We start from the raw sequence: 13,552 nt of genomic DNA on the forward strand, positions 1-13,552 counted from the left end.
AGCAACAGGCGTGCCATCAACCCGCGCACGGCGTAGACCCCGGCTTTTGATCAGATTGGCGGGGTCTGGGGCGGAGCCCCAGGAATCAGCCGCCACACCAGCAAGCAACCCAACCACCTACGGACTCGCAGCGCGCACCCGCCGACGCAACCGGGGGACGACCCACCCAACCGACGCGCAGAAACGACGCAGAACCGGAGGAGGGCTGGGGCCAGGCGGAAGAAGGCCCCAGCCCCCTCTCTCAAACCCCTGCCAAGGGCGCGGAGGACGTGGCCAGATCCTCAGCAGGGGAAACCACAGGCACCTCACCCGACTCCTCCGAAGGAGGCTCGGCCCGATCACAAGGAGGCACAACAGGCGAAACAACAGGCGGAACAGGCTCCTCAGCCCGAGGCGTGGAAGGCGGAGCCTCACCAGGCGGAGCCACAGGCGGAGCCGTGGAAACAGGCGGCACAACCACAGGCGTCTCCACAGACGTCTCCACCGGCGGAGGCTGCACACTGGACCCGGTGGACGGCACCGAAGTCGTGACCACAGGCGGTGAAGCCGACTCAGAAGACGACGGCGAAGCCGGCTCTTCCTCCTCAGGCAAGTCAGGCTCATTCCGCCCGGTAGCAGCAGGCTTGGTGGAAGAAACCCGAACAGTCTCGGTGACAGTGGCCCCGACAACCCGAGTCTGCGTAGCCAGACGAGCCGCCCGAACCTCCCGAGCCGCCCCCTCCACCATCACGGTCTCGGTAACGGTGGCCAACGAGACCCCGGTCTCGAAGGGCTCAGTCCACCACTGGGACGTGGAGGGCCGAGCAGGTGGAGGCGCAGCCAACGGCGCCTCCGACGGCGACCCCGTCAAGGCGATCAACGCGAACATGCCGCCCAGTGCCAGGAACGGCACGACGACCACGGCCCCGAAGCACCCGCGGCCACTGCGCGGCTCATCACGGTGACTCATCTTCAGCACACCCCCGAACGGTGAGAACTGTTCCATCTGGTTGATCGTCCACATGGAACAGTCCGTCACAGTTCTTTAGTCACACGATGGGGTGTTCAGCTCAGCGGAGGCAACTCCGGAGCGTGAGCGGCGGGTGAAGATGAAAGGGTTTCCAGGGCCAGCGAAACGGCCTTCTCCAGCTGTGGATCGCGGCCGGAAACGCGGTCGGACGGTGTCATGACCACCTCGATGTCCGGGTCTACACCGTAGTTCTCCACCGCCCAGCCGTGGCCCTTGAAGTAGGACGCGTACCTCGGCTGGGTGACCATCGTGCCGTCGACCAGCGTGTACAGCATGTCGATGCCGATGACACCGCCCCAGGTGCGCACCCCGACGACGGGGCCGATCCCGAGTTCCTTGATGGCCACGTTGACGATGTCGCCGTCCGATCCGGCGTACTCGTCGGCCACCGCCACCACGGGGCCACGAGGTGCGTCCTGCGGGTACGACTCGGACGCCGTGTAGCCACGCGCGACGGACCAGCCGATCACCTTGCGGCCGAGCTTCTCGATGACCAGCTGCGAGGTGTGCCCGCCGCCGTTCTCGCGGACGTCCAGCACCAAAGCCTCGCGAGTCAGCTCGACCCGCAGGTCCCGGTGCAGCTGGGCCCAGCCGGCGCCCATCATGTCCGGCACGTGCAGGTAGCCCACACGGCCACCGGACTGCGCGTGTGTGAACGCACGACGGTTGGCGACCCAGTCGTGGTAGCGCAGAGGCTCCTCATCAGCCAAAGGCACCACCACGACCCGACGCAGCTCGCCGCCACCGCCGGGCCGCACGGTCAGTTCCACGGGCTTCCCGGCGGTGCCCACCAGCAACGCCCCCGGCCCGGCCAACCCGACCGGGCGGCCGTCCACGGCCACGAGAGCGTCGCCAGCGCGCACGGCGACACCAGGCGCGCACAGCGGCGAACGCGCGTGCGGGTCGGACGTCTCGCCGGGGATCACGCGCTCGACGACCCATGAGTCGCCGTCACGAACCAGGTCGGCGCCCAGCAGTCCCTGACGACGCGAGGCGGGCACGTGCGGCGATGAGCCCCAGACGTACGCGTGCGAGGTGCCGAGTTCGCCCTGCACCTCCCACAGCAGGTCGACCAGGTCGTCGTGGCTGCCCACCTCGGCCACCAGCGGCCGGTAGCGGTCCAGTTCGCCCTGCCAGTCGACGCCGCCCATGTCGGTGCGCCAGAAGTGGTCGCGCATGAGCCGCCCGTTCTCGGCGTACATCTGCGCCCACTCCAGCGCGGGATCGACGACGACGCGCACGCGCGCGAGGTCGATCTCCACGTAGTCGGCCGAGTCCTCGTCGGCCTTGCTGTCGGACGGCACCACCCGCAGGTCACCGCGGTCCTCGACGACCATCCGCTTGCCGTCGCCGGACACCGCGAACGCGTCCGCGCTGTCCGCCAGGCACTCGGTCTTCTGCTTGGTGAAGTCGTAGCGCTCCAGCACGGTGCGCGGCGGGCGCGCCTCGGGCGACGCCAGGTTGTCCCCCAGCACGCCGAGCAACGGCCGGCGCAGCCACAGCAGACCGCCGCGAGCCGCCTTCAACGACACGTAGTCGGCGGCCGCGACGGGCACCGGCACCACGCGGTCGGCGAGGCCTTCGAGGTCGACCTTCGTGACCGAGGCCTTCTCGTCGTCGTCCTCGGAGTCCTTGTCCTCGTCACCGACCGGGCGGCCGCCGTGCATCGGGGCGAACGGCGACGGCGTCGTGGCGGCCAGCGGCACGAGGTGCGGGCGGCATCCGGTCGGGAACGACAGGTCGAACACGTGCGCGTCGTAGACCGGGTCGAACGTCCGGATCGACAGGAACGCCAGGTACTTGCCGTCCTCGGTGAAAGTCGGCGCGAAGTCGGCGAACCGCAGCGGCGTCACGTCCACAACGGACAGATCCGCCGCGTTCACCATCTTGATGTGCCGCAACGGAGTCGGCCCGGGATGCGACCACGCGAGCCACGCGGAGTCCGGCGAGAACGCGAGGTGCGTGATGTGCGCGTTCGCACCGCGAACGACCTCACGGATCTCACCGGAAGCGATGTCCACCAACAACAAACGGCCGTCGTGCGTGGCGACGGCGACGCGCGAACCGTCCGGCGCGGCAGCCAGGGACATGACCCGCCCGAGCTCACCGGAGGCGATGCGGCGTGCGGTGTTGCCCGGCTCGACCCCGCCGACGGGCGCGACCTCCAGGGCCTCCTCGCCCTCGACGTCGGTCACCCACACCACGTGATCGGTCTCGCCGAGCACCTTCGGCAGGCGCGCGCGGACGTCAGAGCGGTCGGCCAGCACGCGAACGGGGCCGTCGCGATGCGTCACCCAGTGCACGGAGCCGCGGACCTCGACGGCCGAGGCGCGGCCGGTGTGGTCGACGCTGAACGACTCGACGTTGCCGGAAGCCTTGACGTGCCGCGGTTGCAGGCCGGTGCGCGGACCGCCGAGCTTGATGTCGAGCTTGCGCAGTTCGGACAACCCGTCGAGCAGCCACAGCTCACCGGCCTGGTGGAAGATCACCCGCGAGCCGTCGGTGGAAGCGTTGCGGGCGTAGAACTCCCCGGAGGTGTGGCGCTGGAGGTCGGTGCCGTCCGGCAGCACCGAGAACACGCTGCCGACGCCGTCGTGGTCGGAGATGAACGCGATGCGCCCGTTGACCCACATCGGGTTCGCCAGCGACGACTGCAGGCCGGACAGCACGCGGACGAAGTCGCCGGAGCCTTCGGCGTCCACCCAGAGCTTGCCCGCCGTGCCACCGCGGTACCGCTTCCACCACGCCGGTTCCTGCATGTAGCTGGAGGAGGCGACGACCTGGCCGTCCGGGCCGAACGACACGTCGTTCACCCACCCGTACGGCAGCACCTCGGAAGGTCCGCCGTCCAGGGGAACGGCGTGCGCCTGCTTGCGGTGCCGCGACATCTGGCCCGTGGTCGACACGGCGAGCACTCGCCCGTCCGGCGTCCACCCGGACACGGCCGTCCGGGCCACGCCCCAGTGCGTCAACCGGCGTGCGGGGCCACCGTCCACAGGAGCCACGCGCACTTCCGGGGCGCCGTCGATCCAGCTGGCCCAGGCCAACTGCGTGCCGTCGGGCGAAAACCGGGGCGTGCGCGCCGGTACCTGATCAGCGGACGCGCGCCAGGCCCTTCCTCCGTCGACGGGCGCGAGCCACACGTCGTCCTCGGCCACGAACGTCACCAAGTCACCGCGCAGATGCGGATACCGAAGGTAAGTCACGAGATCGACGTTAGCCCACGCTCACCGTTTCAGGAGGGCAAAAAACGCCGCCAGTCCTCAGCCATAAGAGAATCTAGACCTTCGGCCCGTGCCTTGGCCTCCGCCTCGCGGACGTTCGCGGCGAAACGGCGGCAGACCTGGCGAAGCTCCGTCTCCGGGTCCTCACCGGCGAGCTTGGACAAAGCGGTCACGGCGAACAAAGTCGTGCCCGTGTCGTCACCCTCCGGCAGCAGGTCGACGGGGAAGCCCGCGCGTTTGGTGCGCTGCACCAGCTTCGCGGCCAGCGCGACGGCCGGCTGACCCAGCGCGACACCGTCCACACTGGACTCGCGCTGCTTCTCGGCCTGCTTGAGCTCCTCCCAGCGGTGCTGCTGCGAGGTCGCGTCGTGCACGGCCGGGTCGTTGCCCTCGAAGACGTGCGGATGCCGTCCGACGAGCTTCGCGACCAGTTCGGACGCGACGGCGTCGATGTCGAACGGGTCCTCGGGGTCCTCGGCGGCGACGCGGGCGTGGAACAGCACCTGCAGGAGCACGTCGCCGAGCTCCTCGCGCATCGACGCGCGGTCGCCGTCCTCGATCGCCTCCAGCAGCTCGAAGGTCTCCTCGACGAGGTACTGGCGCAACGAGTCGTGGTCCTGCTCGGCGTCCCACGGACATCCGCCCGGCGAACGCAGCCGGTGCATCACCGCGGCCGCGTCGAGCAGTGCGGCACCCAGCGGCTCCGGCGTCGTGATCACGGTCGCGTCCGGGTACTGCGAAGCGTTGGTGGTGATCACCACCGCGCCGTCCTCCACGACGGCGGGCGCGAGGCCGTCGACCCCGAGCGAGGACCAGAACTCCAGCGGCACGCCCTCGCCCGCGTAGACGGCCGTGGCCGTGCGCAACGCGGGCAGGGCGGCGGCGGGCAGCACGGCGTCGAGCCGCTCGCTCAGGACGACGACGGTGATCAAGACTTGTTCTTGGTCGAGCTCACGCCGACGAAGCCGGCGCGCTCGCCGGGGTTGCCGACGATCTGCGCGTTGGTCGGGTCCCACACGCCGTAGCGGGGGTTGACCTCGATGTTCAGGTCAGCGGTGAGGAACTGCGCGATCCGCAGGCCGAAGGCGGCGAGCAACTGCGGGTCGATGCGCTCGATCAGGTCCTCCTCGCCGGGCGTCGGCGAGACCTTGTTGCGCTCCTTGACCAGCGCGACCATCCAGCTGGACTGCTGCTCGTCGGCCGGGAAGGCGACGACGGTGCCGGGCTTCACGCCCCACAGCATCGTGTGCACCAGCGACGGGTTCTCGGTGACGCGGACCTTCTGGTTCGTCGCCGACGCCTGCTGGCCGCTGGTGGTGCGCGGCGCCTCCTGCACGAACTTCGACATCTTCGAGGAGTCCGCGGTGACCTCGGCGGCCTTCTCCTTGGCCTCCTTCGGGTCCTGGACCTGGAAGAAGTCGATGACGACCTCGAGCGTGGAGAGGTTGCGGCGGGCGAGCTCACCCATCACCAGCACGTCGCGCTGACGGCGGTAGATCGTGGTCTCGTCCTGCTCGCTCTGCTTGGCGGCGGCCTCGGGGCCGCCCTTCTCCTTGATCGCGTCGAACACCTTGGTCTCGTCGACCGTGATGTTCTCCAGCTGACCGGCCCGCTCGGCGATCTTGTGGTTGATCTCGTCGGCCAGCACCAGCTTCGAGACCTGGTCGAGCTTGCCCTGGTCCTGCATCTGCTGGGCCGCGGGCTCCTTCTTGAGCACCTTCACGGTGCGGTCCTGGACGGTCTGCAGACCGATCGCCTGGTCCCCGACGATCGCGGCCGAGGTGGCCTTCGCGGGCCCGGTGCCGCAACCGGTGGCAAGCAGCGCCACAGCCACACCGACCAGCGAGAAACGCTTCAGAACAGTGCTCACGAGGATCTACCCTCTCACGCCTTGGTGACCGGGGTCACGGGAGTCCCCGCGAGTGAGTCGAGGAACGCACCGCACCAGTTCAACAGCTCCTGGTCGCGCAGCTGTGGTGCACCCATCCGGCCGCCCGCTGCTCCCTCCGTCGGCCTAGGGACGGTGACCGTCCCCATGGACTGCTTGTAGACGGCCTTGGGGAACAGCCGCCGCAGCCTGACCAGCTGCGAGTCGAGCAGTTCCAGCTTCGCGAACCGCAGGTTCTGCCCCATCGCGATCACCTCGGTGACCCCGTGGCGGCGGCAGGCGTGGCGCAGGCGGGCCACGCCGAGCAGGCGCTCGACCGGCTCCGGAGGCGTGCCGTAGCGGTCCTTGAGCTCGTCCCAGACGGACGTCAGCGCGGCCTCGTCGGAGGCGGCCGCGATCTTGCGGTAGGCCTCCAGCCGCAGCCTTTCCCCCGGCACGTACTCGTGCGGGATGTGCGCGTCGACCGGGAGATCGACGCGGACCTCGGCGAGGTCCTCCTCGATCTCGCCGCCGTCGGCGCCGGCGTGCTTGCGGAACGCCTCGACGGCCTCGCCGACCAGCCGGATGTACAGGTCGAAGCCGACACCCGCGATGTGACCGGACTGCTCGGCGCCCAGGATGTTGCCGGCGCCGCGGATCTCCAGGTCCTTCATCGCGACGGCCATGCCGGCGCCGAGCTCGGTGTTCTGCGCGATCGTCGCGAGCCGGTCGTGCGCGTGCTCGGTCAGCGGGGTCTCGGCCGGGTACAGGAAGTACGAGTACCCGCGCTCGCGGCCACGGCCGACCCGGCCGCGCAACTGGTGCAGCTGGGCCAGGCCGAGCAGGTCGCCGCGCTCGACGATCAGCGTGTTGGCGTTGGAGATGTCCAGGCCGGTCTCGACGATCGTCGTGCAGACGAGCACGTCGTACTCGCGTTCCCAGAACCCCTGGATGAGGTGTTCGAGCTTGTCCTCGTTCATCTGGCCGTGCCCGGTCACGACCCTGGCCTCGGGCACCAGTTCGCGGATGCGCTTGGCGGCCTTCTCGATCGTCGAGACCCGGTTGTGCACGTAGAAGACCTGGCCGTCGCGCATCAGCTCGCGCCGGATGGCCGCGCCGACCTGCTTGTCGTCGTACGCGCCGACGTAGGTGAGGATCGGGTGCCGTTCCTCCGGCGGGGTCAGGATCGTGGACATCTCGCGGATGCCGGCCAGCGACATCTCCAGCGTGCGCGGGATCGGCGTCGCGGACATCGTCAGCACGTCGACGTGCGTGCGCAGCGCCTTGATGTGTTCCTTGTGCTCCACACCGAACCGCTGCTCCTCGTCGACGATCACGAGGCCCAGGTCCTTGTACCGCACGTTCTTCTGCAGCAACCGGTGCGTGCCGATCACGATGTCGACCTCGCCGTCCGCGAGACCGGCGATGGTCTGCGCGGACTCCTGCGCGTCGGTGAAGCGGCTCAGTCCCTTGACGTTCACCGGGAACTGGCGCATGCGCTCGGCGAACGTGTTGAGGTGCTGCTGGGCGAGCAGCGTCGTCGGCACCAGCACGACGACCTGCTTGCCGTCCTGCACCGCCTTGAACGCCGCGCGGACCGCGATCTCCGTCTTGCCGTAGCCGACGTCGCCGCAGATGACGCGGTCCATCGGCACGGACCGTTCCATGTCGGCCTTGACCTCGTCGATCGCGGCCATCTGGTCCTGCGTCTCGGTGAACGCGAACGCGTCCTCCAGCTCGCGCTGCCAGGGCGTGTCGCTCGCGAACGCGTGGCCGGGGGCGCTCTGCCGGGCCGCGTAGAGCTGCACCAGCTCGGCCGCGATCTGCTTGACCGCCTTGCGCGCCTTGGACTTCGTGTTCTTCCAGTCGCTGCCGCCGAGCTTGTTCAACGACGGCAGCTCGCCGCCGACGTACCGGCTGACCTCGTCGAGCTGGTCGGTCGGCACGAACAACCGGTCGCCGGGCTGGCCGCGCTTGCTGCTGGCGTACTCGAGGACCAGGTACTCGCGGGTGGCGCCCGCGACCGTGCGCTGGACCATCTCCACGTACTTGCCGATGCCGTGCTGCTCGTGCACCACGAAGTCGCCGGCTTTGAGCGCCAGCGGGTCGACCGCGTTGCGCCGCTTGGACGGCATCCGGCGCATGTCCTTCGTGGACGTGCCGCCGCGGCCACCGGTCAGGTCGGTCTCGGTGAGCACCACGAGCGCGAGATCCGGCAGCACGAACCCGTCTTCGAGCGCGCCGCGCACGACCGTGACGGTGCCCGCTTTCGGTGCCGCGTCAAGGGATTCGACGCAGACGGCCGAGACTTCGGCTTCCCCAAGCCGTTCGACGGCGCGCTGCGCGGTACCGGCGCCGGGCACGACCAGCACGGCCGCGCCACCCGTCGCCGTGTGCGCCTTGAGGTCCGCGAACGCGCGCTCGACGTCGCCCTGGTAGGCCTCGACCGGCTTGACGTCGAGGTGCACGACGTCGCGGGCGTCACTGGTGAGCTGGCTGAGCGTCCACCACGGACGGTCGTTCGCCTTGGCGTGCTCGGAGATCTCGCCGATGCCCTGGTATCCGCTGCGGCCGAGGTCGATCGGCGCCTTGCCACCGGCGGCGGCCGCCATCCAGGACGCTTCGAGGAACTCCTGCCCGGTGCGGACCAGGTCGGCCGCGCGGGCCCGGATCTTCTCCGGGTCGTTGAGCAGGACGTGCGTGCCCTTCTCGACCACGTCCGTGAGCAGCTGCAGCTCGCCGGGGCACAGCGCCGGGATGAGCGCCTCCATGCCCTCGACCGCGATGCCGCCCGAGATCTTCTCCAGCATCTCCGCGAGGTGCGCGTCGGACCGGTGCTCCTCGGCCAACTCGGCCGCGCGGTGCCGCACGTCGTCGGTCAGCAGCAGCTCACGGCACGGCGGCGCGACGAAGTCGGTGACCTCCACCGGCAGCGAACGCTGGTCCTGCACCGAGAACGGCCGGATCTCGCTGACCTCGTCGCCCCAGAACTCGACGCGGAACGGGTGCTCCGCGGTCGGGGGGAAGAGGTCGAGGATGCCGCCGCGCGTCGCGTACTCGCCGCGCTTCTCGACCATGTCGACGCGGCTGTAGGCGTTCTCGGCGAGCCGCGTGATCAGCTCGGCGAAGTCCTGCTCCTCGCCGACCTTCAGGTGCACGGGCTTGAGGTCGCCCAGGCCCGGCGCCATCGGCTGGATGAGGCTGCGGACCGTCGTGACGACGACCCTGATCGGGTCGCCCTCGGGATGCTTGAGCCTGCGGAGGATCTGCAGCCGCGCGCCGACCGTGTCCGCGCGCGGGCTCAGGCGCTCGTGCGGCAGCGTCTCCCAGCTGGGGAAGAACGCGACCTTGCCCGGGCCGATCAGGTCCTTGAGGACGTTCGTCAGCTCTTCGGCTTCCCTGCCCGTGGCGGTGACGGCCAGCACCGGCCGGACCGTGGACAGCGCGGCGGTGACGAGCGGGCGGGCGGCCAGCGGACCGTCCAGCTCCAGCTCGGGGACACCCGCCGATTCGATCAACGTGCGGAGGGCTTTGTCGGGCAGGACACCATCGAGCAGGCCGAGCAGCGACATGTGAGAAACCCCGGTCGAGTGCGGAATGGCGCACGAGGTGCGAACGCCGGACAGACCCCTGCCTGGGACGAGGGGTCTCACCATCCACCTTAGCTCGTTCCGCGACCCCTTATCGGGTGGCTTGAGCGCGGCTCCGGGAGCGCGGCGGTCAGGCCTGTCCCGACGATCGTCACGTGGTGGTGGCCGGGCGGTTCGCGCAGGCAGCCCGCCAGGTGGCGAGGGCTTCCTCGATGGCGCTCGACGAGTGCACCTCGACGCCTGCGCCCCCGTGCCGGACCGTGGTTCGCGCCGAGTCCGTCCACACCAGGCCGAACCCGTGCACCCGCACCAATGCCGACCACACCATCGGATCGTCGACCCGCGGGTCGTCGGCCTCGACCCAGCGCGCCGCCCAGCGGTGGGCGGCGGCCCGGTTGAGCGTGCCGTCCAGCACGGCCTGCCACACGAGCTCGACCGTCTCCCTGGTCGCGTGATCGGGAACGATCACGTCCAGCACACCTCCGGTTCTATTCGGTTGACCGCGGCCCGATCCTGAAATCGTGTCAACGAGAGAGATCAGGGCTGACTACGACGATCAGTCCATCGTGGTCTACCAGGCCTATTCACCCGCCATCGCCGACCCGGCCGTGGCGGCGCAACGGTTCGTGCCGCCGTTCAAGACGGAGCGGATGACGTGGATCAAGCCGTCGTTCCTCTGGATGATGTACCGCTGCGGGTACGCCCGGAAGGAAGGCCAGGAACGCGTCCTGGCCGTGCGCATCACCCGTGCGGGGTTCGATTGGGCGGTCTCCAACGCGGTCGAGAGCACCATCGGGGGCAAGCCGTCGGTGCGGGTGCAGTGGGATCCCGAACGCGGGCTGAACCACGAAGCGCTGGAGCACCGCTCCATCCAGATCGGACTGACGCGCGAGGCCTCGGCCATGTACGTCAACGAGTGGATCACGAGCATCACCGACGTGACGGCCCTTGCGCGTGAAATCCACGGGAAGGTCCGTGCACTCGATCTGGACGGAGCGCGCGCGTTGCTGCCCGTTGAGCGGCCTTACGGAACCTCCACGGCACAAATCGCATAGTTGGGACATGCGCGCACTCGTTGCTGCTGGGTTGGTGCTGGTCGTCGCGGCGTGCTCGTCGCCGGAGCCCGGGGGCAACGCGCCGTCGAAGGCTCCCGCGCCGGCGGGGCTCAAGGTCGAGGAGGTCGCGGGCGGCTTCCAGCACGCCTGGGACGTCGGGTTCCTGTCTGACGGCTCCGTGCTCGTCACCGAACGGCCGGGCACCATGAAGCTCGTCAGGAACGGCCAGGTCACGCCTGTCGACATCGACCTGCAGGACATCCAGGCGCGCGGCGAGGGCGGCCTGATGGGGCTGGTGATCCACCCCGACGACCAGCGCTTCACGGTTTGCCACAACACGTCCAAGGACGTGCGGCTGGTGACGTTCCGCCTGGACGGCGCGAAGGCCACCAAGACCAAGGACCTGCTCACCGGCATGCCGTCGAACTCCAGCGGCCGCCACTCCGGCTGCCGGCCGACGCTGGCGCCGGACGGCTCGATGTTCGTCGCGACCGGGGACATCGCGCAGGCCCGCAACCCGCAGGACCGGACCAGCCTCGGCGGCAAGGTGCTGCGGATCGACCCGGAGACCGGCGAGGGCGCGGCCGGCAACCCGTTCATCACCTCGGCGAACGCCAACGAGCGCCGGATCTACTCCTACGGGCACCGCAACGTGCAGGGCGTGGTGTTCCGGCCGGGCGGCGACCAGATCTTCTCCAGCGAGCACGGACCGGACGTCGACGACGAGGTCAACCTCGTGCAGAAGGGCGCCAACTACGGCTGGGACCCGTCCAAGGGCGGTGCGCAGAACAGGTACGACGAGAGCGTGCCGATGACCGACCTGCAACGGTTCCCCGACGCGGTGCCGGCGGTGTGGTCGTCGGGATCGTCGACCGAGGCGATCTGCCAGGCGGCGTTCTGGAACGGCAAGCTCGCGATCACCGCGCTCAAGGGCTCGAAGCTGCTGCTCTTCACGCTCGACGCCGCCGGCAAGGTGCAGAACGTGAGCATCCCCGATGAGCTGAACGACAAGTACGGACGCCTGCGTGCCGCCCGCACCGCTCCAGACGGGTCGCTCTACATCACGTCGTCGAACGGCACGGACGACAAGCTGCTCAGGCTCACCGGAACGGTCTGAGACCCTGGATGGCCGCCCGACCCCTCGACGAACGGCCACCCCGAGGAACATCGCTCCAGGGGGCCCGGACCGTTTCAGCGAAACAGATCAGGAACGGCTGCGCAGCCTGGGCTTGTGCTCCATCGCGGAGAGCCCGTTCCACGCGAGGTTGACCAGGTGCGCCGCCACCTCGTCCTTCTTGGGCTTGCGCGCCTCCAGCCACCACTGGCCGGTCAGCGCGACCATCCCGACCAGCGCCTGCGCGTACAGCGCGGCGAGCTTGCGGTCGTAGCCCTGCTTGGCGAAGTGCAGCCCGAGGATGTGCTCGACCTGCGACGCGATGTCGTTCAGCAGCGAGGAGAACGTGCCCGAGGACGACGCGACGGGCGAGTCGCGCACCAGGATGCGGAACCCGTCCGTCGAGCCCTCGATGTAGTCGAGCAACGCGCAGGCGGCCTGTTCGAGCAGCTCACGCGGGTGCGAGCCGCCGTCGAGGGCCGTGATGATCTGGTCCATCAGGCGCTGCATCTCGCGGTCGACGACGACGGCGTAGATGCCTTCCTTGCCGCCGAAGTGCTCGTAGACGACGGGCTTCGACACGCTGGCGCGGTGTGCGATCTCCTCGACCGACGTCGCGTCGAAGCCCTTCTCGGCGAACAGGGCCCGGGAGACGTCCAGGAGCTGCTCTCGGCGTTCCTTGCCCGTCATCCTGACCCTGACCATCGAGTCAGCCTACAAAGCTCACGTCTTCGCGGTGATCCTGGCCAGCCGCTGTTCACTCGGCCAGCGCACGTTCGTCGCCCAGCCGAGTTTCTCGAACCCCCAGATCACACGGGCCGAGATGTCGATCTGGCCGCGCCTCACGCCGTGCCGCGCGGAGGTCGGGTCGGCGTGGTGCAGGTTGTGCCACGACTCGCCGAAGCTCAGGATCGCCAGCGCCCAGACGTTGGCGGAGCGGTCGCGGGCGGCGAACGGGCGGTCGCCGACCATGTGGCAGATCGAGTTCACCGACCACGTGAGGTGGTGCAGGAACGCGACGCGGACCAGACCGGCCCAGAAGAACGCGGTCAGGCCTCCCCAGAACGACCACGTGAGCAGGCCGCCCAGCACGCCGGGCGCGGCCAGCGAGATCGTCGTCCACAGCACGAAGTGCTTGTCGACCCACACGATGTCCTTGTCGGCCAGCAGGTCCGGGGCGAAGCGCTGGTGGTTGGTCTTGTCGCGGTTGAACAGCCAGCCCATGTGCGCGTGCCAGAAACCCTTGGCCAGTGCCGCGGGGCCGCTGCCGAACAGCCACGGCGAGTGCGGGTCGCCCTCGCGGTCGGAGAAGGCGTGGTGGCGGCGGTGGTCGGCCACCCAGTCGATCACCGGGCCCTGCAACGCCATCGAGCCGGCGATCGCGAGCGCGATCTTCAGCGGGCGCTTGGCCTTGAACGAGCCGTGCGTGAAGTACCGGTGGTAGCCGGTCGTCACGCCGAGGCCGGAGAGGTAGTAGAAGCCGACGAAGAGGATCACGTCGACCCAGCCGAGGCCCCAGCCCCACGCGAAGGGGACGGCGGCCAGGAGAGCGATGAGGGGAACGACGACGAACACGTACACGCCGGATTGCTCGGCGTTGGTTCGTCGTTTGCCGAACAGCGGCTTGGGGCCCTGATCCGTGGACTGGTTGATCGTCGTCGTCATGCGCGAACCTCTGGGGGTGAGGGGGCGA

Annotated in this window: 10 protein-coding genes; 3 read left to right on the forward strand and 7 right to left on the reverse strand. The window is 69.4% G+C overall.

Going from position 1 to position 13,552, the window contains the following annotated elements:
- The first annotated feature begins 743 nt into the window (after positions 1-743).
- The gene (locus SK854_RS14530) at positions 744-944 is read left to right on the forward strand and encodes a hypothetical protein (RefSeq protein WP_319975616.1); all 201 of its coding nucleotides are present in this window, start codon (positions 744-746) and stop codon (positions 942-944) included.
- Between the two features lie 100 nt (positions 945-1,044).
- On the opposite strand, the gene SK854_RS14535 is transcribed toward SK854_RS14530, so the two are convergent.
- The 5 genes from SK854_RS14535 to SK854_RS14555 form a co-directional block, all read right to left on the reverse strand.
- The gene (locus tag SK854_RS14535; protein WP_319975617.1) at positions 1,045-4,215 is read right to left on the reverse strand and encodes a S41 family peptidase; all 3,171 of its coding nucleotides are present in this window, start codon (positions 4,213-4,215) and stop codon (positions 1,045-1,047) included.
- A gap of 29 nt (positions 4,216-4,244) precedes the next feature.
- Positions 4,245-5,165: a MazG family protein gene (locus tag SK854_RS14540; RefSeq protein ID WP_319975618.1), complete on the reverse strand. Its 921-nt coding sequence runs from the start codon at positions 5,163-5,165 to the stop codon at positions 4,245-4,247.
- A complete protein-coding gene (locus SK854_RS14545; protein WP_319975619.1) occupies positions 5,162-6,103 on the reverse strand; it encodes a hypothetical protein in 942 nt (313 codons plus the stop codon). Before SK854_RS14545 ends, SK854_RS14540 begins: the two co-directional genes overlap by 4 nt.
- A gap of 14 nt (positions 6,104-6,117) precedes the next feature.
- Positions 6,118-9,672, reverse strand: a complete 3,555-nt coding sequence (mfd, locus tag SK854_RS14550) for a transcription-repair coupling factor (RefSeq protein WP_319975620.1) — start codon at positions 9,670-9,672, stop codon at positions 6,118-6,120.
- A gap of 169 nt (positions 9,673-9,841) precedes the next feature.
- Complete coding sequence (locus tag SK854_RS14555; RefSeq protein ID WP_319975621.1) at positions 9,842-10,159, reverse strand: hypothetical protein; 318 nt, start codon at positions 10,157-10,159, stop codon at positions 9,842-9,844.
- 52 nt (positions 10,160-10,211) lie between these two features.
- Here SK854_RS14555 and SK854_RS14560 point away from each other — a divergent pair, with 52 nt between their 5' ends.
- Together SK854_RS14560 and SK854_RS14565 are read left to right on the forward strand one after the other, a co-directional pair.
- On the forward strand, positions 10,212-10,745 hold the full coding sequence (locus SK854_RS14560) for a DUF4291 domain-containing protein (protein ID WP_319975622.1): 534 nt from the start codon (positions 10,212-10,214) through the stop codon (positions 10,743-10,745).
- A gap of 7 nt (positions 10,746-10,752) precedes the next feature.
- Positions 10,753-11,862, forward strand: a complete 1,110-nt coding sequence (locus tag SK854_RS14565; RefSeq protein ID WP_319975623.1) for a PQQ-dependent sugar dehydrogenase — start codon at positions 10,753-10,755, stop codon at positions 11,860-11,862.
- Positions 11,863-11,949: 87 nt separating this feature from the next.
- Here the strand turns inward: SK854_RS14565 and SK854_RS14570 are convergent, their stop codons facing one another.
- Both SK854_RS14570 and SK854_RS14575 read right to left on the reverse strand, forming a co-directional pair.
- Positions 11,950-12,549 (reverse strand): TetR/AcrR family transcriptional regulator, encoded by a 600-nt coding sequence (locus tag SK854_RS14570; protein ID WP_319976106.1) that lies wholly within the window; start codon positions 12,547-12,549, stop codon positions 11,950-11,952.
- 33 nt (positions 12,550-12,582) lie between these two features.
- The gene (locus tag SK854_RS14575) at positions 12,583-13,524 is read right to left on the reverse strand and encodes an acyl-CoA desaturase (RefSeq protein WP_319975624.1); all 942 of its coding nucleotides are present in this window, start codon (positions 13,522-13,524) and stop codon (positions 12,583-12,585) included.
- Between the last annotated feature and the right edge of the window lie 28 nt (positions 13,525-13,552).

The organism is Lentzea sokolovensis (genome assembly GCF_033949975.1).
Taxonomy (GTDB): domain Bacteria; phylum Actinomycetota; class Actinomycetes; order Mycobacteriales; family Pseudonocardiaceae; genus Lentzea; species Lentzea sokolovensis.

Excerpts from the sequence above, each read along its gene's own strand:
- mfd (WP_319975620.1), bottom strand. The coding sequence starts at position 9,672 with ATGTCGCTGCTCGGCCTGCTCGATGGTGTCCTGCCCGACAAAGCCCTC.
- SK854_RS14565 (WP_319975623.1), top strand. The coding sequence starts at position 10,753 with ATGCGCGCACTCGTTGCTGCTGGGTTGGTGCTGGTCGTCGCGGCGTGC.
- SK854_RS14570 (WP_319976106.1), bottom strand. The coding sequence starts at position 12,549 with ATGACGGGCAAGGAACGCCGAGAGCAGCTCCTGGACGTCTCCCGGGCC.
- SK854_RS14575 (WP_319975624.1), bottom strand. The coding sequence starts at position 13,524 with ATGACGACGACGATCAACCAGTCCACGGATCAGGGCCCCAAGCCGCTG.